Source organism: Sphingopyxis sp. (assembly GCF_050916055.1).
Lineage (GTDB): Bacteria > Pseudomonadota > Alphaproteobacteria > Sphingomonadales > Sphingomonadaceae > Sphingopyxis.
The window spans coordinates 3,276,145-3,299,549 of sequence record NZ_CP051527.1 but is presented as its reverse complement, the minus strand read 5'-3'; the positions used below and the strand labels follow the sequence as shown (position 1 = coordinate 3,299,549).

Sequence of the window (23,405 nt, the reverse complement as noted above, 5' to 3'; positions counted from 1 at the left end):
TTCGCCACGGAACTCCCGCCCCGCTCGCGGCTTTACCCCTTGCGTGAAGCAAACCCACAGCATGCCCAAGCCCGCTTGGCCCGGCACGCGATCCTGAATGGAGTGATGTCGATGAACAAGCTGATGATCCTGCCCCTGGCCGCCGCCACCGCGCTCGCGGGCTGCGCCTCGGGCGGCCTGTATGGCGGCGTCGGGGCCGGCGCCGGTGGTTATGACGACGGCGGCTATGGCTATTACGATCAGGGCTATTACGCCCAGAACGGCAATTATGATTACAACCGCCCCGACCCGCGCCAGGGCGGCTATTATGCCGACAATTATTACCGCGCCGACCGCCGCTACAAGGAACGCCGCCTGTCGTCGAACGACCGCGTCTATCGCGGCCGCGACAATAAATATTATTGCCGCCGCAACGACGGATCGACCGGGCTGATCGTCGGCGGCGTCGTCGGCGGTATCGCCGGCAATGTCATCGCGCCGGGCGGGTCGGAGACGCTCGGCACCATCCTCGGCGCCGTCGGCGGCGCGGTCGCCGGACGCGCGATCGAACGCAGCGGCAACAACAACGATGTGCGCTGCCGCTGAGGCCTAGAGGCATGAAGGGGTCGCCGGCCGGACTGGCCGGCGGCCCCTTTCCTTGCCCGCCTTGCGTGATAAGCTGCCCGCATGTCGCACCCTTCGAACATCGTCCATTGCACCGGCCCTGCCGATCCGCACGCGCTCGACGGCATTTCGGTGCGCCACCGCCGGAATGCCCTTGGGGGCGACCTCGACGTGCGCTGTCCGGTGTGTGCGGGCCATGGCCAGTGGAACAGCCAGATCGACCTGGTCAGCCACCGCTCGATCCGCGTCCCCTGCCCCAAATGCGACGGGCGCGGGTGGATCGAAACCGGGGCCGACATGGTCCCCAGCCACGACATCGCGCTGTCGGCCGAAGGCCAGCCAATGTGGACGGTGCGGCTCGATCCCTCCGATGATATCGAGTGACGCCGCCGCCCGCGCCCTACCCCGGCACCTCGGCGGTCGCGGCGCGCTCGATCGCGGTGCGCCAGCCCGGCCGCACCGCCAGCCCGAAAATATCGCGCAGCGCCGCGGCGATGCCGTCGGCGTCCAGCCAGCGCCGCTCGACCGACCCGCCGGCGCCGCGGATGGTCAGCCGGTTGTCGAGCAGGCCATAACGCGCGGTGGCGGTCGTCCGCGCCGCGATCAGCCGGTGGCGGAAATGCGATTGCGGGTGCGTCGCGGTGTACCAGTTGCCGACCTCGTAATCGATCGCCGGCGGCGGCGCGGCATCGACGATATAGAGCATCGTCCATTCGCCCTCGACCTTCGCCATGACCGCAAAGGTCTCGCCCGGCCCGTCGCCGGCCGCCGCGATGCGATAGGGCTGGTGCGGGGTCGGCTGCACCGCGCCGCTGTCCAGCGCCAGCGGCTGCGGCGGCACCAGCGCGCCGAAGCCGACATCGGCGAGCCACGGCCGCCCGTCCAGCATCACGCGCACGACCATGTGGGTGCGCGGGGTCGGCGGCGCGTCGGGCGCGACCATCAACCGCACCCGGCCGAGCAGTCCCTCGGCGGCAAAGCCGGTCGCGCGCAGCACGCGCAGGAACAGCGCATTCTGTTCGAAGCAATAGCCGCCGCGCCGCGCACCGATCAGCTTCGCTGCGATCGCCTGCGGATCGAGGTCCACGCCTTCGCCGGTCAGCACGTCGATCGCCTCGAACGGAATCGCCGCCTGATGCGCCGCCTGCAATATGGTCAGCCCCGCCAGCGTCGGCGGCGGTGGCGCGGCGAGCCCGATGCGCGCGAGATATGCGGCAAGGAACGCGGCGCTTTCGCCCGGTGCGCCGGCAGTGGTATCGGCCGTATCGGCGTCGGGAGCGGGAGAGGCGGGTGTGGTCAGCATCGACAAATGGTCCTTTCGCGAATCATCCGTCGCCGCTTATGAAAGCTGAAGCCCGGTTGAGGTCAAGCAGGATGGGAGAGGTCATGGTCCGGATCATCGCGCTCGCGGCGCTGCTGCTGGCGCCGCTCGCCGCCGCCCCGCAGGCAACGCCGCCTTCCGACAGTCCGCCACAAAGCGACGCGCCGCCCGCGCTACCCCCACTCGCGCGGCCCGCGGTGCTGATCGTCAGCACCACCACCGGTTTTCGCCACGACAGCATTGCAGAGGCGGTGCCCGCGATCGAACGCCTCGCCAAAGCGCGCGGCTGGGGCAGTTTCGCGACCGAAAATGCCGCGATCTTCCATCCCGCAGCGCTGGCGAAATTCGACGTCATCGTCTTCGCCAATGCCACCGGCGATTTCCACACCCCGGCGCGGCGCGCCGCCTTTCGCGCCTTCCTCGCGCGCGGCGGCGGCTTCGTCGGTTTGCACAGCGCCGGCGACGACAGCCACCCCGACTGGTTCGTGACGCTGCGCGGCAACGGCCGCTTCACCGGCCACCCCGGCGGCGGCGACCAGTTTCAGGCCGCCGATATCCGCGTCGCCGACCGCACCCACCCCGCGACCCGCCACCTGCCGACGCGGTGGCACTGGACCGACGAATATTACAGCTGGGACGCCCCGCCCGCCGCCGACGCGCATGTCCTCGCGCGGCTCGACGAGGCGGGGATGCGGATCGAGCCGAAGTTGCGGATGGGCGGCGACCATGCGCTGATCTGGTGGCGCTGCGCAGGCCGCGCGCGCATCTTCTATTCGGCGCTCGGGCACCGGGCCGAAGCCTGGGCCGATCCCGATCATCTGAAGATGGTCGGCGGCGCGATCGGCTGGGCGGCGCGCGCCGAGGGCGCGGGCTGCGACGCTTAGCGGCGCCTATTTCTTGACCCGCCACTCGCGCCTATAGGTCGATTCTTCGCCATATTTGCGCTCGCTGGCCGCTGCCTGCACGGCGAGTTCGTCTGCGGTCGCGGCGCGTGCGCCGTCGTGCCGGATCATCGTATCGCGGCGGATCGGCACCAGCTGCGCGATCGGGGTGCCGGCGGGCAGCACATGGTCGCCGCTCGCCCCCGTCCACGCGAAGGGCAGGTTCACCGTCGTGTCGAAGCGGTCGCAATCGACCAGCCCCGAAAAGCAGGTGAAGGGGAGGTCGGGGCGGCTGAGCGGCTGGGTGAAGAGCAGCGAGTAGCCGGCGGGCACCCGGATGCGCCACGGGTTGATGAATTTCAGCGGCATCACGCGCTCGAACGGCGGCGCCGGCGCACCGATCTGCGCCGGATGATGCTGCTCGAGCGGCGCGAAGGGCAGGTCGTCGGCCCAGCCGAACTGGATCGACACGCGATCCTCGGGCACCAGGATGCGCACGTCGAAGGGCAGCGGGATGACGAACCCCAGCGCAAAGGCGTCGGTCATCGGCAGGCACGCCTTCGCGGTCATCGCGGGCAGCCCGTTTTCGTAAGTCATCCCCATGTCGCGGTTCAGCCGCTTGAACCAGTCGGGGGCAAAGCGGATCGCCCGCTCGGGCGGCGGAATGCGGCCCCACAGCGCCGGATCGCACAGAAACTCGATCCGCGACGCGGCGGCGCCCTCGTCCGGCGCCCCGGCGTCGACGCCGCCCAGCGCAAAGCTCGTCCCCAGATCGGAATCGCCCATATGCCCGCTACCCTCCCCGCGAACCGTGCCGAAAAAACAGCGGGCTGGCAATTGCCGCGACCCGCGCCAGCGCGGCGGAACCCAATCGGCGCTCGCGGGTCTTTTTATCACAATGCTTCTCCGCATGTCTCGCCAAGCCCGGCGCGGCACCCCGGCACACCCGGCGGACCATGAAGGAGTGAAGCCCGATGAAAAAACTGATCCTTGCCCCCCTCGCCACCGCGACTTTGCTCGCCGCCGGCTGCGCTTCGACCGGCGGCTATGGCTATGACGACGGCGGCTACGGCTATTATGACCGCGGCTATTACGACCAATATGGCCGCTATGATTACAACAACCCCGATCCGCGGCAGGGCGGCTATTACGCCGACAATTATTACCGCAGCGACCGCCGCTACCGCGAACGCCGCCTGTCGAACAACGACCGCGTCTATCGCGGCCGCGACGGCAAATATTATTGCCGCCGGTCGGACGGATCGACCGGGTTGATCGTCGGCGGCGTCGTCGGCGGGATCGCCGGCAACGTCATCGCGCCCGGCGATTCGAAGACGCTCGGCACGGTGCTCGGCGCCATCGGCGGCGCGGTCGCCGGCCGCGCGATCGACCGCGGCGGCAACAACGACGTGCGCTGCCGCTAAGCCGCGGCGCTATCCGGCCTGCCCCTACTACTCCGCCTGGTTGTCGAGGCTGTGTTCGAGGGTGATTTCACAATCGAGCAGCTTCGACACCGGGCAGGATTTTTCGGCCTCGGCGGCGATCGCCGCAAATTCACCGGCGTCGATGCCGGGCACCTTGGCAGTCAGCGTAAGCGCCGACTTGCTGATTTCGAACCCGCCCTCGATCTGGTCGAGCGTCACCGCGGCGCTGGTTTCCAGCGTGCCGCCGGCGTGGCCGGCGCGGGCGAGCGCGAACGACAGCGCCATGGTGAAGCACGCGGCGTGCGCCGCGGCGATCAGTTCCTCGGGATTGGTCCCCGGCTTCCCTTCGAACCGCGTGCCGAAGCCATAGGGCTGCTGGTCGAGCACCCCCGATTTGGTCGTGATTGACCCCTTGCCTTCCTTGCCGAAGCCTTCGTAACGGGCGGATGCGCGGTTGACGGTCATGCGGTGTCTCCTGTGGCTGGAATGAAGTTCGGCGTATAACGGAATAGAGCGGGCGGGCCTCGCGTCAGTGCGCGACCCCGGCCTTGTCGAGTTCGGGCCCAAGCCGCCCGGTCAGCCACATCGCCCACATCCTGAAATCGGCAGCGAGGCTCCACAGCGGATAGGTGAAGGTCGCCGGACGGTTCTTCTCGACCCCGAAATGCGCGACCCAGGCAAAGAAATAGCCCGCCAGCGGCAGCGCGATCAGCCATCCCCAGCGCCCGGCCAGCACCGCACCGATCGCAATCAGCACGACCAGGCTGGTCCCGACATAATGCAGCGCCCGCGTCGACGCCTTGCTGTGCTCGCGCAGATAAAAGGGCCAGAATTCGGCGAAGCTCGTATAAAGCCGGGGCATGCCGCGAAGATGCGTCGGTTTCGCCAAAGCGTCAAGCGGGGGCGGCGCCCATTATGGAGTGCGAAGCGGCCGAAGCGATCCTCCCCGGCACGGGGAGGGGGACCATGCGAAGCATGGTGGAGGGGTACGTGGTGTCGAGCGCGGCGCATGATCTCCTGTACCCCGCCACCACCCTGCGGCCTCGCGGGAAGCAACGCGCCCCGCGCGTTAATTTATCCCGCTCGCTCCCCCTCCCCCTGCGGAGGAGGACCGGTCAACGTCCGCAACGGGTGGCAACCGACCGCACGCCAGGCTTCACATGCTACCCTTGGCGCTTCAGCCGCACCAGCGCGGCGTCGAGCGCCTGCAGGAATTGCGAGCGATCGGCTTTCGAAAAGGGCGGCGGGCCGCCGATCTGGTCGCCGCCGGCGCGCAGGTCGGCCATGATCGCGCGCGTCGCGATCGCCGGGCCGATCGAGGCCATGGTGAAGGGCTTGCCGTTGGGGCCAAGCACGCTCGCCCCGGCCTTCAGCGCGCGGTCGGCGAGCAATATGTCGGCGGTGATGACGATGCTCTGCGCATGTGCCGCCGCGGCGATCCAGTCGTCGGCGGCGTCGAATCCATCCGACACCACGATCCGTTCGATCAATTCATGCTCGGGCACGCGCAGCCGGCTGTTGCTGACGACCTTCACCGCCACCGCGTGCCGCCACGCGACGCGGTAAATCTCGTCCTTCACCGGACAGGCGTCGGCATCGACGAGGATCTGGATAGCAGCGGACATGGAAAGGCGTCAGCCGACCTCGACGCCCTTCCAGAAGGCGATGCGATCCCTGATTTCGGCCGCCGCGTCCTTGGGATCGGGATAATACCAGGCGGCATCCCGGTTCACTTGGTCGCCGACGGTGACGTGATGATAATGTGCGGTGCCCTTCCACGGACACAGGCTGGTCGTCGCGCTGTCCGACAGCAAGCCCGCGTCGACCGCGGCGCGCGGGAAATAATGATTGCCCTCGACGACGACGGTATCGTCGCTGTCGGCGATCACCGCGCCGTTCCATTTTGCCTGCACCATGATCGCCTCCTGTCGTTCGCGCTTATTTCTTCATATTGTCGAGCCCGGCCACGACCCCGGTCTTGGTCGACGGATTGCTGGCATTGGGTTTCTTCGGCTTTTCCGCCTTGGGCTTGCGGGTTTCGCGGCTCGATTTCTTCTGGCTCTTGGCCATGGGCAATACCTTGAAAGGGCGGCGAACGCCTGTGTCCGCCGCGGGCAGCCTACGCGCTTTGCCGCCCCGCGTCGCCCCTTATCCCGCCAGCCCGTCCCACAGCAATTTGGCGCCGAGCGCGATCATCAGCAGATAGATGAGAACATAGAAGCGCTCGGGCCGCATCCGCTTCAGCCAGCGCACCGTCAGCAGCGTCGCGGCGACCGCGAGCGGCATCAGCAGCAGCGCCGCGACGACGACCTCGTGCGGGAAGGCGCCGAGCGCCAGATAGGCCGGCACCTTCATCCAGTTGACGATGGCGAACAGGATCGCGCTGGTGCCGATGAAGGTCAAATGCGGCAGCTTGCGCGGCGTCACCCACATCTGGAACGGCGGGCCGCCGGCGTGCGCGATCTGGCTGGTCAGCCCCATCACACCGCCGAAGATCGTGCCGACCCAGCCCGGTGAGGTCGAGGCCGCAACAACCCGCCCGCCGCGCTCGATCCACAGCCGATAGGCGCCGAACGCCAAGGTGATCGCGCCGAGCGCCGCCATCAGCTGCGCCTCGTTCACCCGCTCGGCATAATAATAGCCCGCGGCGATGCCGACCGCGGCGCCGGGCAGCATCCAGGCGATGATCCAGCCGTCCCACGTCTTGCGGAACGCCCAGACGCTGATCACGTCCTGCACGATCAGGATCGGCAACAGCAGCGCCGCGGCGGTCGCCGGCGGCAGCACCAGTGCCGCAAGCGGCGTCGCCAGCGCGCCGACCCCGGCCAGCCCGCCCTTCGCCATGCCGAGCAATACCACCGCGGCGATCAGCACCGCCAGCGTCACCGGGTCGGCCAGCAGGCTCATGCGGTGGGCGCGTCAGGCGGCACGTCGGGCAGCCGCCAGTCGATCGCGCCGCGCCCGTGCGCGAGCAGGAAATCATTCGCCTGACTGAACGGCCGCGATCCGAAAAAGCCGTTGTGCGCCGACAGCGGCGAGGGGTGCGGCGCGCGCATGATCAGATGCGGGCTGCCCGCGCCCATGCCGCCCTCTTTCAGGCCCGCGACATTCGCCGCCTTCTTCTGCGCGTGGCTGCCCCACAGGATGAAGACCTTCGGCGCCGGATCGGCGGCGACCGCGGCGATCGCGGCGTCGGTGAATTTCTCCCACCCCTTGCCCTGATGCGATGCCGCCTGCCCCGCTTCGACGGTCAGGCAGGTGTTGAGCAGCAGCACCCCCTGGTCGGCCCAGCTCTTGAGGTGACCGTGCCGCGCGCGCGCGATGCCGAGGTCGCTCTCCAGCTCCTTGAAGATGTTGACGAGGCTCGGCGGGGTGCGCACCCCCGGCTGGACCGAAAAGCACAGCCCGTGCGCCTGTCCCGGGCCATGATACGGATCCTGCCCCAGGATCACGACGCGCACGTCGGCGGGCGCGGTCGCGTCGAGCGCCGCGAACCAGTCGCGCGGGCGCGGGTAGATCGTCTTTCCCTGCGCGCGCTCATCGGCCAGGAAGCGCTTCAGCGCCGCCATATAGGGCTGTTCGAATTCGCCGCCGATCGTCGCGAGCCAGTCGGGATGGAGTGTGACCTCGGCCATGCGCGCCCTTTGGCCGCAGCCGCCCGCCCTTGTCCAGCGGCTTGTCGGCGGCTAGTGCGCCTTGCACTATCGGGCGGTTTTATCTCCGCTCGCGCTGAGCGGAAAAAAGGGTGAAGCAATGGCACAGGATATCGGCAGCGCGCTCACCCAGCTCGAAACGGTGGTGACCGAGCGGCTGTCCGCCGCCGACGCCGACGCCTCCTATGTCGCGAGCCTCGCCGCGAAAGGGCGCGGCAAGATCGCGCAGAAACTGGGCGAGGAAGCGGTCGAAACCGTCATCGCCGCGCTGACCGGGGACGACGCGGCGCTGACCGGCGAAGCCGCCGACCTGGTCTTCCACTTGACCGTGCTGCTCGCCGAGCGCGGCATCGGCTGGGATGCCGTCGCCGCCGAACTCGCGCGGCGCCACGGCACCTCGGGCCACGCCGAAAAGGCCGCCCGCCCTTCCTAGGAGCTTTCCATGCCGATCGACGCCACCCAGCCCTACAACGACAGCAACATCTTCGCGCGCATCCTGCGCGGCGAGCTGCCGGCAAAGACCGTGTATGAGGATGAATTCGCGCTCGCGTTCCACGACATCAACCCGCAAGCGCCGCTGCACATCCTGGTGATCCCCAAGGGCGCCTATGTCAGCTGGGACGATTTTTCGGCGCGCGCGAGCGACGCCGAGATTGCGGGCTTCGTCCGCGCGGTGGGCCAGGTCGCACGCGACCACGGCCTAGTCGCCCCCGGCTACCGTCTGCTCGCCAATATCGGCGTCGACGGCCACCAGGAAATCCCCCACCTCCACGCCCATATCTTCGCCGGACACCCGCTCGGCCCGATGCTGGCGCGGTAAAAAGCCGGCATCATATTAAGCGGATGCGACGCGCCGCGACGGCTGGACACCTGCCTCGCTTTCCAGCAGGATAGCCCGGCGGGCGGAGCGGGGAGATAGAGCGATGAAAACGGCATGGCGCAACGCCGCGGCGCGGCTGACCGGCCGCATCAAGCTGGCACTGATCGTCCCGCTCACGCTGGCGATGGCGGCGACCGCCGCCGCCGACACCGTGCCGCAGGTCACCCTCGCCACCCCCGGCAGCAGCAGCGCCGGCGACGGCACGATCAGCCGCTTCACGCTGCGCTTTTCCGAAGACATGGTGCCGCTCGGCGATCCGCGCGCCCCGGCGCCCGCGACGCAGGATTGCAAGCTGCCCGCGGACGGGCGCTGGGTCGACACCCGCACCTGGGTGCTCGAGTTTGAAAAGCCGCTGCCCGGCGGGCTGCGCTGCTTCGTCGAACTGCGCCCCAACCTCGCGACCGCGCGCGGCGTTTCGGTCGTCGGCAACGACCGCTTCGCGCTCGACACCGGCGGCCCGTCGGCGCGCGCGGTGCTCGCCGGCGGCACCTATGACGGGATCGAGGAGGACCAGATCTTCCTCGTCGCGACCAACGTCGCCGCCGACCGCGCCTCGGTCGGCCGCTATGGCTATTGCGCGGTCGACGGGATCGGCGAGAAGATCCCGCTCGACGTCCTGCCGCGCGAAACCGCGACGCAGATCCTGACCGGGCTCGGCGACAACAACTGGTCGCGCCAGTCCTTCACCTACGACGCCGGCCTGCCGCAGCGCTTCCCCGCCGCGGGCGCCGATCGCGAGGCGGCGCTCGACCGCATCGTCCCGGTGAAGTGCCGCCGCCCGCTGCCCCCCGGCCGCGACATGGCGCTCGTCTGGGACGCGCGCATTGCCCAGGCGGGCGTCGCCGGCCGCACCGCGGGCCGCGACCAGCGCTTCGACTATGACGTCCGCCCCGCTTTCACCGCCAAGATGGCGTGCAGCCGCGTCAACCCGCAGGCGGGCTGCAACCCGGTCAAGGACGTCGTGCTTAGCTTCGCGTCGCCGGTGGCGCGGGACACGGCGCTCGCCGCGACGCTCTCCACCTCCGACGGCACGCGGCTGTCGCCCCGGGTCGACGACGACGACAAGAACGATCCGTATCTGACCAGCGTCCGCTTCGCCGGGCCGCTGCCGCAGAATGTCGATGCGACGCTGACCCTGCCCGCCGACGTCGCCGACCAGAGCGGCCGCGCCCTGCAGAACCAGTCGAACTTCCCGCTGAAATTCCACATCGACAGCGCCCCGCCGCTGGTCAAATTCGCCGCGAGCTTCGGCATATTGGAAGCAACCGAGGGAGGCGTGCTTCCGGTCACCGTGCGCGGGGTCGAGGCGTCGATGGTGCAGGCGAACCTCAAATTGCCCGCCACCGCGCTGCGCGTCGAGGGCGACGATGCCGCGATCGCGCGCTGGCTGCGCCGCGTCGACGACGCCGACGACACCGATTATCGCGAGGAAAAGGACGCCGCCGGCAAGGACGTCACGGTCAATTACACCGGCACGAAATCGGTGTTCGCCGATGCGCCGGCGGGGGGCGAGCGCCGCGATCTGCAACTCGTGCCGCCCGGCGGCGGCAAGGCGTTCGAGGTCGTCGGCATCCCGCTGTCCGACAAGGGTTTCCACGTCGTCGAGATCGCCAGCCCCGAACTCGGCGCGGCGCTGCTCGGGCGCCAGGCGACGCGCTATGTCTCGGCCGCGGCGCTCGTTACCAACATGGCGGTGCATTTCAAATGGGGCCGCGAAGCCTCGCTCGCCTGGGTAACCGCGCTCGACACCGGGCTGCCCGTCGCGGGCGCCGAAATCCGCGTCTCGGACAGCTGCACCGGGCGCCTGCTCGCGCGCGGCACCGCCGACAAGGCGGGGCGCCTCGCCTTCCCCAGCGGCCTGCCCCAGCCCGAAACCTATTCGAATTGCCCGGACGACGCCGATCCCGCGAACAGCGAGGGCCACGCGCTGATCGTCACCGCGCGCGCCGGCGGCGATTTCAGCTTCACCCTCACCGACTGGGGCAACGGCATCCGTCCCTATGACTTCGACCTCCCCTATGGCTGGTCGGAGCGCGAGGATATCCTCCACACCCTGTTCGACCGCGCGCTCGTGAAGGCGGGCGAGACGGTCCATATGAAACATATCCTGCGCCGGCCGATCGGCGCCGGTTTCCGCACCCCCGAACCGCTCGCCGGCAAGCTGCGCCTCGTCCACCGCGGGTCGGACACCGAATTCGAAATGCCCTTTGCGATTGCCGCGACCGGCAGCGGCGAGACGGTGTGGAACGTCCCCGCGAGCGCGCCGATGGGCGATTACGACCTGGTGTTCGTCGTCCCGGGCAAGATGGATGGCGACAAAAAAGGCGAGGACAAGACGATCTGGTCCGACCAGTCGGTGCGCGTCGATGAATATCGCCTGCCGACGATGAAGGCGACGGTCACCGGGCCGAAAGAGGCGCCGGTGCGCCCCGCCGCGGTGCCGCTGGCGCTGTTCGTAGGGTACCTGTCGGGCGGCCCGGCACCGGGGCTGCCGGTCGAGCTGCGCACCAATTTCCGGCCAAGCTGGTCGCCGCCCGAAGATTATCGCGACTGGGACTTCGACGGCCAGCCGGTGAAAGAAGGCGTCGTCAAGCTCGACGACAGCGGCGACGAACCGGCGGCCGAGATGCCGCTCGCGCGCTCGGTGCCGCTGACGCTCGGCGCCAATGGCGCCGCGACGACGAGCATCACGGTCGACCAGCCGATCACCGAGCCGACGGTGATGACCGCCGAGATGGATTATGCCGACGCCAACGGCGAAACGCTGACGTCGAGCCGCCGCATCACCCTCTATCCATCCGCCGTGCGCCTCGGGCTCAAGACCGACGGCTGGCTGATGCGCGACAACGACCTCAAGCTCAATTTCATCGCGCTCGACCTCAATGGCAAGCCGATCCGCGGCCAGCGGGTGTCGGTCGCGCTCTACAACCGCGAGATCATCACCGCGCGGCGCCGCCTGATCGGCGGCTTTTACGCTTACGACAACCAGATGCGCACGACGCGGCTCGCCGCGACGTGCAGCGCGACGACCGACGGGCTTGGCCGCGCGCGCTGCGCGATGGCGCCGGGCGTGTCGGGCGAGGTCACCGTCGTCGCGACGACCGAAGACGCCGACGGCAACCAGGCACGCGCGGTGCGCTCGGTCTGGCTCGCCGGCGATGACGAATGGTGGTTCGGCGGCGACAATGGCGACCGCATGGACGTCATCGCCGAAGCGCCGCGCTATGCCGCGGGCGACACCGCGCGCTTCCAGGTGCGGATGCCGTTCCGCGAGGCGACCGCGCTGGTCACCGTCGAGCGCGAGGGCGTGCTGTCCAGCTTCGTCGTCCCGCTGAAAGGCACCGACCCGGTGGTGAAGGTCAAGCTGCCCGCGACCTACGCCCCCGACGTCTATGTCTCGGTCATGGCGGTGCGCGGGCGCGTCACCGGGCAGGAAAGCTGGTTCCGCAAGATGAAGCGCGCGGTCGGTTTCCAGGTCGAAAATAGCGAGGGCGCACCCCCGACCGCCTTGGTCGACCTCGCCAAGCCGAGCTATCGCATCGGCATCGCACGCATCAAGGTCGGCTGGGAAGGCCACCAGCTTGGCGTCAAGGTGAAGGCCGACAAGGAAAAATATGCCGTCCGCGAAACCGCGAAGGCGAGCATCGAGGTCAAGACCCCCGGCGGCAAGGCGCCGAAGAACGCCGACGTCACCTTCGTTGCGGTCGACGAGGCGCTGCTCCAGCTCGCCCCCAACGAAAGCTGGCAGCTGATCGATGCGATGATGGGGCAGCGCACGCTCGACGTGCTCACCTCGACCGCGCAGATGCAGGTCGTCGGCAAACGGCATTATGGCCGCAAGGCGCTCGAACCCGGCGGCGGCGGCGGCGGCGACCTGTCGGGGCTGACGCGCGAGGATTTCCGCCCCGTTTTGCTATGGCAGGGCAATGTCGCGCTCGACGCCAGGGGGCGCGCCACCGTCGAGGTGCCGCTGTCCGACAATCTCTCCGCCTTCCGCCTCGTCGCGATCGCGACCGACGGGTCGCAATATTTCGGCACCGGCGAGACGAGCGTGCGCACCGTGCAGGATCTCGGCGTCTTTGCCGGGCTGCCCGAACTCGTCCGCACCGGCGACCGTTACGACGCGCGCTTCACGCTGCGCAACGGCACCGACCGCGAAATGACGGTGACCGCGAACGCCAGCCTGTCGCCCGCGGTCGCGACCGCGCCGCCGCTCACCGTCACCATCCCGGCGGGGGGCGCGGTGCCGATCAGTTGGGGCATGACCGCACCCGATCGGACCGGACCGATCGAATGGACGATCGAGGCGGCGACGAAAGACGGCAAGGCGCGCGACCGGCTGGTCTTCGCGCAGCAGGTCGAACCCGCGGTGCCGGTCGAAACCTGGGCCGCCAGCCTGTTCCGCGTCGGCCCCGCGACCACGCTGCCGATCGCCATCCCCGCCGGCGCCTTGCCCGGCGGCTATGTCGACGTCGCGCTTGCCGGAACGCTCGCGCCGCCTTTGGTGGGGGTGCGCGATTATATGGCGATCTACCCCTATGCGTGCTTCGAACAGTCGACGTCGCGCGCGATCGCGCTCGGCGATATCGGGCGCTGGCAGGCGCTCGCCGGCGCGATGCCGACCTATCTCGATGACGACGGCCTGCTCCGCTACTGGCCCAGCGAGCGGATCGAAGGGTCGATCGAGCTCACCGCCTATGTCCTCGCGATCACCGCCGCCAACGGTTATGCGATCCCCGAGGCGTCGAAGGCGAAGATGGTCAAGGCGCTGCAGGCGGTCGTCGACGGGCGGCTGACGCGCAAGGGCTATGGCCCGTACGACATCCGGCCGGTGCGCATCGCCGCGCTTGCGGCCTTGGCGCGCAACAATGCGTCGAGCGCCAGCCTGGTCGCGGCGATCGACGTCGCCCCCGCCGACATGACGACCGGGACGCTCGCCGACTGGCTCGTCGCGATCGAACGCACGCCGGGGGTGCGGAACGCCCCCGCGCTGCGCACCGCGGCCGAGGCCGAGCTGCGCAAGCGGCTCGTCTACGAAGGCACCCGCCTCGACCTCGTCGACGACGCGCGCGCGCCGTGGTGGATGATGACCAGCGGCGACGAGATGGCGATCAAGGCGCTCGACGCGGTGCTCGGCCGCAAGGGGTGGGAGGATGACGCGGGCAGGCTGATGGTCGGCGTCGCCCAGCGCCAGCGCCGCGGCCATTGGGACACGACCCCCGCCAATGCGTGGGGCGCGGTCACCGTCCGACGCTTCGCCGCCCTCTATCCCGCGAGCGCGATCACCGGCGTCACCACCATCGGCTTGGCCGGCGAAACCGCCGCGCAAAGCTGGCCGCTCCCCGCCGAGGCGCCCTCGCCGCTTCGCGTCGCGCTCAATGCGGCGACGATGAGCCTGAAGCACGACGGCAGCGGCGCGCCGTGGGCCACCGTCAGCGTCAAGGCGGCGGTGCCGCTGAAGGAACCGCTCAACGCCGGGTACCGGATCAAGCGGACGATGAGCATCGTCAAGGCGGCGAACAAGGAGCGGCTGACCCGCGGCGACGTGATCAAGATCCGCATCGAGGTCGTCGCCGCGGCGGGCCGGACCTGGGTCGTCGTCAACGATCCGATCGCGCCCGGCGCGACGATCGTCGGCAACCTCGGCGGCCAGTCGGCGATGCTCGCCGAACAGGCGGGCGGGTCGGGCGCGCAGCCAAGCTATGTCGAGCGCGGCAAGGACAGCTGGCGCGGCTATTTCGGCTGGATGCCCGCGGGCACCCACGCGGTCGAATATGTCGTGCGCCTCAATGGCTCGGGCCGCTTCACCCTGCCGCCGACGCGGGTCGAGGCAATGTACTCGCCCGCGATCCGCGGCCAATGGCCGAACGCCCCGCTGACGGTGGCGAGCGTCGGGCAGTGATAACCGTCTAACCCCTCCCCTTCAGGGGAGGGGCAGCGAGACTTGGTTCGGCGTCAGCCGGGCCTTTAGTCGAGCGGGGTGGGGTCTCTCGGCCTTGCGCAACCTCGACAGACCCCACCCCAACCCCTCCCCTGAAGGGGAGGGGCTTAAGCGAGTGACGAGCATCAATCCGCAGCCCGACCAAAGGATGGAAATACCCCGCCACCCCCGCTGGCCCCACGCGCTCGCCTGGCTCGCCCTCGCCCTGCTCATCCTCGTCACCATCGCGCATCTCCTCACCCGACCGCCCGCCATGCCCGCCTACGCCGCCGTCCGCGCCGACTGGAAACCCAGCGAAGCGTGGCTCTACGACCGCGACGGCCGCTTGCTCGACAGCGAGCGCGTCGATTTCGAGCGCCGCCGCCTCGCCTGGGTGCCGCTGGACGCCATCAGCCCGGCGGTGCGCAGCGCCGTCGTCCAGGCCGAGGACCGGCGCTTCTGGTCGCACGGCGGGGTCGACTGGCTCGCGGTCGCCAGCGCGGCGCGCGCGCGGCTGACCGCCGGGCGGACCGGCGACCGCTCGCGCGGCGCCTCGACGCTGGCGATGCAGCTCGCCGCCTTCCTCGACCCTGGCCTCGCGCAGCCCGGCCAGCGCGACTGGCGCGCCAAGCTGCGCCAGATGCGCGCCGCGCAGGCGCTCGCCGCCGACTGGACGCACGCGCAGATGCTCGAGGCCTATTTCAACCTCGTGCCCTTGCGCGGCGAGGCGCAAGGGATCGGCGCCGGCGCGCGCGCGCTGTTCGGCAAGCGTCCCGCCGACATGACGCGCACCGACGCCGCGCTCTTCGCGGGCCTCCTCCCCAATCCCGCCGCGGGCGCCGACACGCTCGCCACGCGCGCCTGCCGCATCGCCCGGACGCCCGACTGCACCGCGATCCGCGCCGCCGCCGCGACGCTCGTGTCGGGCGAACATGCCGCGCGCGTCGATCCCGCGCTCGCGCCGCACCTCGCCGTCCGCCTGCTCGACAAGCCCGGCAAGCGCGTCACCACCACGATCGACCGCCGTATCCAGACCGCTGCGATCGTCGCGCTGCGCCGCCAGCTGTCGGGGCTGGGGTCGGACCGCGTCCGCGACGGCGCGGTCGTCGTGCTCGACAATGCGACCGGCGACGTCCTCGCCTATGTCGGCGGCGTCGGGCTGAAATCGACCGCATCGCAAGTCGATGGCGCCAATGCGCGGCGGCAGGCGGGGTCGACGCTGAAGCCGCATCTCTACGCGCAGGTGATCGAACATGGCTGGCTCACCGCCGCCTCGATCCTCGACGACAGCCCGGTCCAGCTCGACACCGCTTCGGGCCTCTATGTCCCCAAGAATTACGACCATAGTTTCAAGGGACCGGTCAGCGTCCGCCACGCGCTCGCCGCGTCGCTCAACGTCCCCGCGGTGCGCGCGCTCGTCATCGACGACGTCCAGCAATTCCGCGACCGCCTCTGGGCGCTCGGCTATCACGGCCTGGTCGAGGACGGCGAATATTACGGATTTTCACTCGCGCTGGGCTCGGCCGAAGTGTCACTGGTCGAACAAGCCAACGCCTTCAGAACATTGGCGAATATGGGCAAATGGTCGCCGGTTCATTTCCGCGATATGCGCGATGATCGAGCAGTTCCGCACCAGGTCGTCGCCCCCGCCGCCGCCTTCATCGTCGGCGACATCCTCGCCGACGCCTCCGCCCGCGCCGACGCCTTCGGCGCCGACAGCGCGCTGCGCCTCCCCTTCTGGGCGGCGGCGAAGACGGGCACGTCGAAGGGGATGCGCGACAATTGGTGCATCGGCTTCACCGACCGCTTCACCGTCGCCGTCTGGGTCGGCAATCTCGAGGGCGATTCGATGCGTGCCGTCTCGGGCACCTCGGGCGCCGCACCCGTCTGGCGCGACGTCATGCTGGCGCTCCATGCGGGCCGTCCGGGCAAGCCGCCCGCAATGCCCGCCGGGGTCGAGGCGCGCCAGATCGCCCTGCCCGGCACCCGCGAGCCGCCGCGCCGCGAATATTTCCTCACCGGCACCGCGCAGGCCGAAATGGCCGCCGCCCCCGCGCTGGCGCGCCGCCCGCGGATCACCAGCCCGGTCAGCGGCAGCGTCTATGCGCTCGACCCCGATATTCCGATCGACCGCCAGCGGCTGGGCGTCGCGGTCAGCGGCGACGTCGCCGGCCATCGCCTGGTCCTCGACCGCAAGCCTGCGGGCGATGCGGATGCCGGATTACAGCTGTTGCCGCGCCCCGGCAGCCACATCTTGCTGCTCGTCGATCCCGGCGGCCGCACGATCGATCGCGTCCGCTTCACGGTGCGATGAGATGCGGCGGATTCCCGCGAAATTAAGTTGCGCTGCCGGGCGGAGCGGCTAGTCTGCCCGGTCAGGACACGGGCGCCGGTCCAGGCGCGCCCGGCAAGGGGATAATCTATGATATTTAACCGGGTAAAACCGTTGGATGCCATTCTGGCGACCGCCCAGAAAAAGTCGCTGCACCGCACCCTGGGCGCCTTTCAGCTGACGCTGTTCGGCATCGGTTGCGTCATCGGAACAGGCATTTTCGTGCTGACCGCGGCGGGCGCGCAAAAGGCCGGTCCCGGCCTGATGCTGGCGTTCGCGATCGCCGGGCTGATCTGCATCGTCGCCGCGCTCTGCTACGCCGAAATCGCCGCGATGATCCCCGTCGCCGGGTCCGCCTACACATACACCTATGCGACGATGGGCGAGGTGCTCGCCTGGACCGTCGGCTGGGCGCTCGTCCTCGAATATGCGGTCGCCGCGTCTGCGGTATCGGTCGGGTGGTCGGGCTATCTCAACGGTCTTTTGATGGAGTTTTTCGGCTTTCAGTTCCCCGCTGCGCTTGCGGGCGCGCCACTGGCCCTCGGCGGTATCGAGGGGGGTGTCATCAATCTACCAGCGGTGTTCATCGCATTGCTCATCACCTGGCTGCTGATGATTGGCACCACCGAAAGCGCGCGCGTCAATGCGGTGCTGGTCGCGATCAAGGTCACCGCGCTGACCGCATTCATCGCCCTGACGCTGCCCAGCGAGGCTTTCTCGACCGACAAGTTCAACCCCTTCCTGCCCGCCGGAGTCTTCGGCGGCTTTGGCTCGGGCCTTGGCGCGGTCGGCGCCGCAGCGACGATCTTCTTCGCTTATGTGGGCTTCGACGCGGTCTCGACCGCTGCCGAAGAAACCAAGAATCCGCAGCGCAACGTGCCGATCGGGCTGATCGGTTCGCTGCTGTTCTGCACCGTCTTCTACATCCTCGTCGCCGCAGGCGCCGTCGGCACCGTCGGCGGCCAGCCGATCATGGGGCCGAACGGCGTGCCCTTCCCGGCCGGGTCGGAAGAACTGGCGCGCCAGTGCGCCACTTATGCGGCCGACGCGCTGCCGCTCGTCTGTTCGAACGAAGCGTTGGCGCATGTGCTGCGCCAGATCGGCTGGTCGGGGGTCGGCAACATGCTCGGCATCGCGGCCTTCGTCGCGCTGCCGTCGGTCATCCTGATCCTGCTGTTCGGCCAGACCCGCGTCGCCTTCGTGATGAGCCGCGACGGGCTGCTCCCCGAATCGTGGAGCAAGGTGCATCCCAAGTGGAAGACGCCGCACGTCATCACCGCGATCACCGGCATCGTCGTCGCTTTCGCGGCGGCGTTCCTGCCGGTCGGCAAGCTGGCCGACATCGCCAATGCCGGGACCCTCTATGCGTTCATGATGGTCGCCATCGCGGTGATGATCCTGCGCAAGACCGCCCCCAATACGCCGCGCGCATTCAAAACGCCGGCGCTGTGGCTGATCGGCCCGCTGACGATCGCCGGAACGATCTTCCTGTTCCTCAACCTGCCGTTCGAGGCCATGATCGTCCTGCCCGTCTGGGGCGTAATCGGCCTGGTGATCTACTTCCTCTACAGCCGCAGCCGTAGCCATCTGGGCAGGGGCATTGTCGAGGTGCACGAGGATGATCTGGACCCGTCGAGCCCGATCCACGACTAGGACTTGGCAGACACGATGACGCAAAGACCGTCGCGGCCCCGGGCCGCGGCGGTCTTTTTTGGCGCGGTCAGAACGGGTTTTTCGGCGCGGTCCCGGGCCGGGTGAACAGGCGGCCGCGTTCGGCCCAATAGACCAGCGCGAGCCCGACCACGGCGCTGATCAGGAACGCATAGGCCAGCGGCAGCGTCGTGCCGTCATATTGCTGGCCGATCGTCGCGCCGACGACCGCGGCGAGCAGTGTCTTGGCAAAGCTTTGATAGGATGACGCGATGCCCGCCATGTGGCCGAAATCCTCCATCGCGATCGATCCGAAATTGCTGCCGATAAAGCCGATCAGCCCGACGTTGACCATCATCAGCGCGGTGAACATCCCCAGCGTCTCGGCGCCGCTGGTCGCCGCGAAAATCTGCGCGATCGAGGTCGCCATGAAGGCGAAGACCGCGGTCTGCGACACGCGCCGCGCGCCGAACCGCTCGACGATCGCAGCATTGGAGAAATTGGCGATGGCGATACCGATCGCGACGCAGGCAAAGATCAGCGGGAACCAGCTTTGCGCGCCGAACACCTCGTCGATGATCTGTTCGCTGCTGTTGAGATAGCCATAGAGCGATCCCTGCATCATCCCCGATGCGATCATGTAACCCGCGGCGCGGCGATGCCGCGTCACCGTCGCCCAGCCGGCCCACATCGTCTTGAGGTCGAGCGGCCGGACGTCGGCGGGATCGAGCGTTTCGGGTAGCCGGCGCAGCCAGAGCAGCATCACGCCGCCCATCAGCGCGAGGACGATGAAGATCGCGCGCCAGTCGGCGATCGCGACGATCCCCGCGCCCAGCGTCGGCGCGATGATCGGCACGATCATGAAGACGAGGAAGATCATCGACAGCCGCTTCGCCATCGCGTCGCCCGAAAACAGGTCGCGGATCACCGCGATGACGATCACCCCTAGCGCGGCGCTGACCAGCCCGTGGCCGAAACGCAGCGCCAGCAACATCGGGAAACTCGTCGCGAGCCCGCAGCCGATCGAAAAGGCGATATAGGCGAACAGCGCCGGCACCAGCACGCCCTTGCGCCCGAAGCGGTCCGACAGCGGGCCATAGACCAGCGAGCCGAAGCCGATCCCGAGCAGATAGACCGAGATGACATATTGCCGGTCGTTGGCGACCGTGACCCCCAGCCCTTCGCCGATCGCAGGCAGCGCGGGCAGCATCGAGTCGATGGCGAGCGCATTCAGCGCCATGACCATCGCCATCATGACCACCATTTCGCGCGCGCTGGGCAGGCTTCGCTGCGGAGATTCAGCCGGTTTGTGCATTGCAGCAGGCTATGCTCCCAAGCCGCCGTTTTGAACACCCCCTCAACGCGCGCAGGGCAAAGGTATTGCTATGCAATGCAAAAGGGCCGCTCCTTGCGGAACGGCCCTTCGCATTTAGATGAAGGACGGCTCAGCCCTGGCGGGTGCCGGTCATCGCCATCGATCCGAACGCACCGGCCTTGATCGTGCCGGTCAGCGCGTCGCCGTCGATCGTCGCCTCGCATTCGAGTGTCATCGGCATCGGCACCTTCATATCCATCGTCCAGCTGAGCTTGTTGCCGTCGACCTTGCCATTCTGGACGTCGAGCGAACCCATCGCCCCGGCGTTCTGCCCGGTGAAGCTGTCGCCGTCGCTGGCGACGGTGAACACCGACTTCTGGTCGCCCATCGGGGACTTGGTTACGCACTCATAGCTGCCATCGACTTGGGCCATCATATCTCTCCTACTGAAACTGATGTTAATTAGCGGGAGACACCGTTTCCACCGGAAGACCCAATTCGTCAAGCTGCGGTTTCACCACCGCGGCATCGCCGACGACGACATAGACGAGGTCGTCGGAGCTGAAGGTCGCGCGCGCCGCGGCGTCGACCTCGGGCGCCTTCATCGCCTCATAGGTGGCGGCGAGCGTTTCGTAATAATCGTCGGGGCGGCCGAACTTCTCGATCGCGCGCAACCCGCCGAGCACGTCGCCCGAGGTTTCGAAGCTGCCCGGCAATTCGCGCACACTGCCGTTGACGGTGCGCTCGAGCTCGGCGGCGGTGACGCCCTTGTCGCCGAGGAAAGCGGTCAGGTCGCTGCGCAGCTCCTTGATCGAATCGCCGGTACGATCGGCCTGCACCGGCGCCGCGATGACCCACGCCAGCCGGTCCTTGTCGGCCGAGATGCGCGTGCGCACGCCGTACGACCAGCCCTTGGTCTCGCGCAGGTTCATGTTGAAGCGCGACAGGAAGTCGCCGCCGAAGATGTCGTTCGCCGAGCGCAGCACTTCCAGCTTGTCGCTGCCCTTGGCATCGATAACCTTGCCCGCAAGGATCACCGACTGCGGCGATTTCGGCCGATCGACGAGCAGGATGCGCGGCTGCGGCTTGGGGATCGCAATCTCGAAATGCTTGGTCGGCTTCGCAGTCGCGGGGGCCTTCCAGTTGCCGAACGCCGCGTCGAGCTGGCGCGTCACCTCGGCCAGCGTCGTGTCGCCGACGACGAAGATCGTCGCGAGGTCGGGGCGCACCCAGGTCGAATGGAAGCTGGCCAGCTGGTCGCGCGTCGCCGCGGCGACCGACTTGGCATCGCCCAGCCCCGACGGCGGAATGCCATAGGGATGCTCGGCGCCATAAAGCACCGGCATCAGCACGCGCGAGGCGATCGCGTTGGGATTGTTGAGCTCGGACTTCAGCCGGTTGAGCTGCTGCGCGCGCACCCGCTCCAGCTCCTTGGCGTCGAAGGCGGGGTTGCGGATATAGTCGGCGAGCAAGGTCAGCGACGGCGCGAGGTTGGGCTTCAGCGCAAACAGGCTGAACACCGTTTCGTCCGAATTGGCCGACCCGTCGATCTGCGCCCCCAGCCGTTCCTTCGCCTCGGCAAAGGCGATCGAATCGAGGCTCTTGGTGCCCTCGTCCATCAGGCTGAGCATCAGCGACTGGGTGCCGAGCGCGCTGTGCGGATCGGCGGCATAGCCGGCGTCGAAGCTGACCGCGACATTGACCGTCGGCACCGTCGAGCGATGCGCGAACACCACCTCGATGCCGTTCTTGAGCTTGGCGCGCTCGATCGCCGGGAAGTCCAGCGCCTTGAGGTCGGTCACCGCGGGCAGCTGCGAGCGGTCGGCGATCGCCGTGCCCAGCCCCATGTCGGGACCGACATCGCCGAGCGCCGGGTTCCAGTAGCGATCGGGCTCGACCGCGGCGGCGACCTTGCCGCCGATCACCGCACCGCCGCGATTCTCGCCGCCCTCGGTGCGTTCGCCGGGGGTGTAGGTCAGCGAAAAGGCCGGGCGCGACAGCCATTTGTTGGCGACCGCCTTCACCTGCTCGGGGGTCGCCTTGGCCAGCCGTTCCAGCTCGACCTTGTAATAGCCGGGATCGTTCGAATAGAGCGCCCCCTCGGCCAGCGCGACGGCCTTGCCGCCGAAGCCGCCGACCGATTCGAGCCCGGCGATCGACCCCGCCAGATAGCTCGCTGCGGCGCGCTGCAATTCGTCGGCGGTCGGGCCGGTGGCCAGGAACTTGGCGATCTCTGCGTCGAGCCGCTGGCCGACCACCGCCGGGTCGACGCCGTCCTTCACATCGGCCTGGACGAGCAGGATGCCGGCATCCTCGAACGACTGGGCGAACGCCGACACGCTGACCGCGACCGGGTCCTTGCGCACCATCGCATTGTCGAGCCGCGACGACGACAGGCCGCCGAGCACGCCCATCGCCATCTGCAGCGGCACCGACTCGGCATCGTTGAGGCCGGGGATCGCCCACATGCGATAGAGGCGCGTCGTCGGGATCAGGTCCTTGACCTCTTTCGCGAGCGGCGCGGGCAGCGTCGGGACCGCGGTTTTGGGCGCGGCAATTTCGGGGCCGCGCGGAATGTCGCCGAACCATTCGGCAACCTTCGTCTTCGCGGTCGCGACGTCAATGTCGCCGGCGAGCACCAGCACCGCATTGTTCGGGCCGTAATTGTCGCTGAACCAGCCCTTCACATCGTCGAGGCTCGCCGAATTGAGGTCGGCCATCGAACCGATGGTGCTGTGGTGATAGGGGTGGCCGGTCGGGAAGAGATTTTCGAAAATCTCGTAGCGCAGCAGGCCATAGGGATTGTTGTCGCCCTGGCGCTTTTCATTCTGGACGACGCCGCGCTGGTTATCGAGCTTTTCCTGCGTCACCGCGCCGAGCAGATGCCCCATGCGATCGCTTTCGAGGAACAGCGCGCGGTCGAGCGCGCCCGTCGGCACGGTCTCGAAATAATTGGTGCGGTCGACGTTGGTCGTGCCGTTGAAGTCAGTCGCGCCGACCTGTTGCAGCGGTTCGAAAAAGTCGCCGGGCGAATTTTCCGACCCGTTGAACATCAGATGTTCGAACAGATGCGCAAAGCCCGTCTTGCCCTTCGGCTCATGCTTTGATCCGACGCGGTACCACACCGACACCGCGACGACGGGCGCCTTGCGGTCCTCGTGCACAATCACGCGCAGGCCGTTGTCGAGGGTGAAGGCTTCGTAAGGAATGTCGACCGCCTTCACCAGATCGGCGATCGGCGCCGGATCGGCCGCCTTGGCCTGGGCGAGCGCGGGGCCGGCGGCGACCAGCGAGGTGGTGGCCGCCAGAGCGAGGGCGAAACGGTGGAAACGGGGCATGAAGCATCCTCTTGGCTTACAGGCAGACGGAAAATGTCCGCGGAAGTCCGCGTGCCGGACGGCACTGTATCAATGGTTTAGGACAGTC

At 68.4% G+C, this 23,405-nt stretch carries 21 protein-coding genes; 9 read left to right on the top strand and 12 right to left on the bottom strand.

Annotated features, from left to right (window positions below; translation table 11 throughout):
• The first annotated feature begins 111 nt into the window (after positions 1–111).
• Entirely contained in the window at positions 112–585 is a 474-nt protein-coding gene (locus HEQ22_RS16125) for a glycine zipper 2TM domain-containing protein (protein WP_432768853.1), read from the top strand.
• An 81-nt stretch (positions 586–666) separates the two neighbouring features.
• The gene (locus tag HEQ22_RS16120; RefSeq protein WP_432768852.1) at positions 667–987 is read left to right on the top strand and encodes a hypothetical protein; all 321 of its coding nucleotides are present in this window, start codon (positions 667–669) and stop codon (positions 985–987) included.
• A gap of 16 nt (positions 988–1,003) precedes the next feature.
• Here the strand turns inward: HEQ22_RS16120 and HEQ22_RS16115 are convergent, their stop codons facing one another.
• On the bottom strand, positions 1,004–1,906 hold the full coding sequence (locus HEQ22_RS16115; RefSeq protein WP_432768851.1) for an arylamine N-acetyltransferase family protein: 903 nt from the start codon (positions 1,904–1,906) through the stop codon (positions 1,004–1,006).
• An 83-nt stretch (positions 1,907–1,989) separates the two neighbouring features.
• On the opposite strand from HEQ22_RS16115, the gene HEQ22_RS16110 reads away from it, so the two are divergent.
• Positions 1,990–2,808 carry a ThuA domain-containing protein gene (locus tag HEQ22_RS16110; protein WP_432768850.1) on the top strand — a complete coding sequence of 273 codons (819 nt, stop codon included), beginning with the start codon at positions 1,990–1,992 and terminating at the stop codon, positions 2,806–2,808.
• A 6-nt stretch (positions 2,809–2,814) separates the two neighbouring features.
• Here HEQ22_RS16110 and HEQ22_RS16105 read toward each other — a convergent pair whose 3' ends face one another.
• Positions 2,815–3,591: a hypothetical protein gene (locus tag HEQ22_RS16105; protein ID WP_432768849.1), complete on the bottom strand. Its 777-nt coding sequence runs from the start codon at positions 3,589–3,591 to the stop codon at positions 2,815–2,817.
• A 188-nt stretch (positions 3,592–3,779) separates the two neighbouring features.
• On the opposite strand from HEQ22_RS16105, the gene HEQ22_RS16100 reads away from it, so the two are divergent.
• On the top strand, positions 3,780–4,229 hold the full coding sequence (locus tag HEQ22_RS16100) for a glycine zipper 2TM domain-containing protein (protein WP_432768848.1): 450 nt from the start codon (positions 3,780–3,782) through the stop codon (positions 4,227–4,229).
• A gap of 27 nt (positions 4,230–4,256) precedes the next feature.
• On the opposite strand, the gene HEQ22_RS16095 is transcribed toward HEQ22_RS16100, so the two are convergent.
• The 7 genes from HEQ22_RS16095 to ung form a co-directional block, all read right to left on the bottom strand.
• Positions 4,257–4,694, bottom strand: a complete 438-nt coding sequence (locus HEQ22_RS16095; RefSeq protein ID WP_432768847.1) for an OsmC family protein — start codon at positions 4,692–4,694, stop codon at positions 4,257–4,259.
• A gap of 64 nt (positions 4,695–4,758) precedes the next feature.
• On the bottom strand, positions 4,759–5,091 hold the full coding sequence (locus HEQ22_RS16090; protein ID WP_432768846.1) for an Mpo1-like protein: 333 nt from the start codon (positions 5,089–5,091) through the stop codon (positions 4,759–4,761).
• 301 nt (positions 5,092–5,392) lie between these two features.
• Entirely contained in the window at positions 5,393–5,854 is a 462-nt protein-coding gene (locus tag HEQ22_RS16085) for a YaiI/YqxD family protein (RefSeq protein WP_432768845.1), read from the bottom strand.
• 9 nt (positions 5,855–5,863) lie between these two features.
• Positions 5,864–6,145: a DUF427 domain-containing protein gene (locus HEQ22_RS16080; protein ID WP_432768844.1), complete on the bottom strand. Its 282-nt coding sequence runs from the start codon at positions 6,143–6,145 to the stop codon at positions 5,864–5,866.
• A gap of 22 nt (positions 6,146–6,167) precedes the next feature.
• Positions 6,168–6,299 (bottom strand): hypothetical protein, encoded by a 132-nt coding sequence (locus HEQ22_RS16075; protein ID WP_262407904.1) that lies wholly within the window; start codon positions 6,297–6,299, stop codon positions 6,168–6,170.
• A 78-nt stretch (positions 6,300–6,377) separates the two neighbouring features.
• Positions 6,378–7,136 (bottom strand): sulfite exporter TauE/SafE family protein, encoded by a 759-nt coding sequence (locus tag HEQ22_RS16070; protein WP_432768843.1) that lies wholly within the window; start codon positions 7,134–7,136, stop codon positions 6,378–6,380.
• A complete protein-coding gene (gene ung / locus HEQ22_RS16065) occupies positions 7,133–7,864 on the bottom strand; it encodes a uracil-DNA glycosylase (RefSeq protein WP_432768842.1) in 732 nt (243 codons plus the stop codon). The genes HEQ22_RS16070 and ung overlap by 4 nt, the downstream gene beginning before the upstream one ends.
• 130 nt (positions 7,865–7,994) lie before the next feature.
• Between ung and HEQ22_RS16060 the strand changes: the two genes are divergently transcribed.
• The 5 genes from HEQ22_RS16060 to HEQ22_RS16040 all read left to right on the top strand — a co-directional run bounded on the left by HEQ22_RS16060 (position 7,995) and on the right by HEQ22_RS16040 (position 18,667).
• Positions 7,995–8,315 carry a phosphoribosyl-ATP diphosphatase gene (locus HEQ22_RS16060; protein WP_432770896.1) on the top strand — a complete coding sequence of 107 codons (321 nt, stop codon included), beginning with the start codon at positions 7,995–7,997 and terminating at the stop codon, positions 8,313–8,315.
• A 9-nt stretch (positions 8,316–8,324) separates the two neighbouring features.
• Positions 8,325–8,702, top strand: coding sequence for a histidine triad nucleotide-binding protein (locus tag HEQ22_RS16055; protein ID WP_432768841.1), 378 nt, complete (start codon positions 8,325–8,327; stop codon positions 8,700–8,702).
• A gap of 103 nt (positions 8,703–8,805) precedes the next feature.
• The gene (locus tag HEQ22_RS16050; RefSeq protein WP_432768840.1) at positions 8,806–14,664 is read left to right on the top strand and encodes an alpha-2-macroglobulin family protein; all 5,859 of its coding nucleotides are present in this window, start codon (positions 8,806–8,808) and stop codon (positions 14,662–14,664) included.
• A 187-nt stretch (positions 14,665–14,851) separates the two neighbouring features.
• Positions 14,852–16,996 (top strand): penicillin-binding protein 1C, encoded by a 2,145-nt coding sequence (gene pbpC / locus HEQ22_RS16045; RefSeq protein WP_432768839.1) that lies wholly within the window; start codon positions 14,852–14,854, stop codon positions 16,994–16,996.
• A gap of 108 nt (positions 16,997–17,104) precedes the next feature.
• Entirely contained in the window at positions 17,105–18,667 is a 1,563-nt protein-coding gene (locus HEQ22_RS16040; protein ID WP_432768838.1) for an amino acid permease, read from the top strand.
• Positions 18,668–18,734: 67 nt separating this feature from the next.
• Here HEQ22_RS16040 and HEQ22_RS16035 read toward each other — a convergent pair whose 3' ends face one another.
• The 3 genes from HEQ22_RS16035 to HEQ22_RS16025 form a co-directional block, all read right to left on the bottom strand.
• Positions 18,735–19,919 (bottom strand): multidrug effflux MFS transporter, encoded by a 1,185-nt coding sequence (locus HEQ22_RS16035; protein WP_432768837.1) that lies wholly within the window; start codon positions 19,917–19,919, stop codon positions 18,735–18,737.
• Between the two features lie 190 nt (positions 19,920–20,109).
• Positions 20,110–20,412: a hypothetical protein gene (locus HEQ22_RS16030; protein ID WP_432770895.1), complete on the bottom strand. Its 303-nt coding sequence runs from the start codon at positions 20,410–20,412 to the stop codon at positions 20,110–20,112.
• 25 nt (positions 20,413–20,437) lie between these two features.
• The gene (locus HEQ22_RS16025) at positions 20,438–23,317 is read right to left on the bottom strand and encodes a M16 family metallopeptidase (protein ID WP_432768836.1); all 2,880 of its coding nucleotides are present in this window, start codon (positions 23,315–23,317) and stop codon (positions 20,438–20,440) included.
• Positions 23,318–23,405: the final 88 nt, after the last annotated feature.

Bases quoted from the DNA above. Each gene is read 5' to 3' on its own strand.
- pbpC (WP_432768839.1), top strand. From the start codon at position 14,852: ATGGAAATACCCCGCCACCCCCGCTGGCCCCACGCGCTCGCCTGGCTC.
- HEQ22_RS16055 (WP_432768841.1), top strand. From the start codon at position 8,325: ATGCCGATCGACGCCACCCAGCCCTACAACGACAGCAACATCTTCGCG.
- HEQ22_RS16030 (WP_432770895.1), bottom strand. From the start codon at position 20,412: ATGGCCCAAGTCGATGGCAGCTATGAGTGCGTAACCAAGTCCCCGATG.
- HEQ22_RS16115 (WP_432768851.1), bottom strand. From the start codon at position 1,906: ATGCTGACCACACCCGCCTCTCCCGCTCCCGACGCCGATACGGCCGAT.
- HEQ22_RS16090 (WP_432768846.1), bottom strand. From the start codon at position 5,091: ATGCCCCGGCTTTATACGAGCTTCGCCGAATTCTGGCCCTTTTATCTG.
- HEQ22_RS16050 (WP_432768840.1), top strand. From the start codon at position 8,806: ATGAAAACGGCATGGCGCAACGCCGCGGCGCGGCTGACCGGCCGCATC.
- HEQ22_RS16040 (WP_432768838.1), top strand. From the start codon at position 17,105: ATGATATTTAACCGGGTAAAACCGTTGGATGCCATTCTGGCGACCGCC.
- HEQ22_RS16095 (WP_432768847.1), bottom strand. From the start codon at position 4,694: ATGACCGTCAACCGCGCATCCGCCCGTTACGAAGGCTTCGGCAAGGAA.
- HEQ22_RS16085 (WP_432768845.1), bottom strand. From the start codon at position 5,854: ATGTCCGCTGCTATCCAGATCCTCGTCGATGCCGACGCCTGTCCGGTG.
- HEQ22_RS16105 (WP_432768849.1), bottom strand. From the start codon at position 3,591: ATGGGCGATTCCGATCTGGGGACGAGCTTTGCGCTGGGCGGCGTCGAC.
- ung (WP_432768842.1), bottom strand. From the start codon at position 7,864: ATGGCCGAGGTCACACTCCATCCCGACTGGCTCGCGACGATCGGCGGC.
- HEQ22_RS16075 (WP_262407904.1), bottom strand. From the start codon at position 6,299: ATGGCCAAGAGCCAGAAGAAATCGAGCCGCGAAACCCGCAAGCCCAAG.
- HEQ22_RS16070 (WP_432768843.1), bottom strand. From the start codon at position 7,136: ATGAGCCTGCTGGCCGACCCGGTGACGCTGGCGGTGCTGATCGCCGCG.
- HEQ22_RS16100 (WP_432768848.1), top strand. From the start codon at position 3,780: ATGAAAAAACTGATCCTTGCCCCCCTCGCCACCGCGACTTTGCTCGCC.
- HEQ22_RS16035 (WP_432768837.1), bottom strand. From the start codon at position 19,919: ATGATGGCGATGGTCATGGCGCTGAATGCGCTCGCCATCGACTCGATG.
- HEQ22_RS16110 (WP_432768850.1), top strand. From the start codon at position 1,990: ATGGTCCGGATCATCGCGCTCGCGGCGCTGCTGCTGGCGCCGCTCGCC.
- HEQ22_RS16125 (WP_432768853.1), top strand. From the start codon at position 112: ATGAACAAGCTGATGATCCTGCCCCTGGCCGCCGCCACCGCGCTCGCG.
- HEQ22_RS16025 (WP_432768836.1), bottom strand. From the start codon at position 23,317: ATGCCCCGTTTCCACCGTTTCGCCCTCGCTCTGGCGGCCACCACCTCG.
- HEQ22_RS16080 (WP_432768844.1), bottom strand. From the start codon at position 6,145: ATGGTGCAGGCAAAATGGAACGGCGCGGTGATCGCCGACAGCGACGAT.
- HEQ22_RS16120 (WP_432768852.1), top strand. From the start codon at position 667: ATGTCGCACCCTTCGAACATCGTCCATTGCACCGGCCCTGCCGATCCG.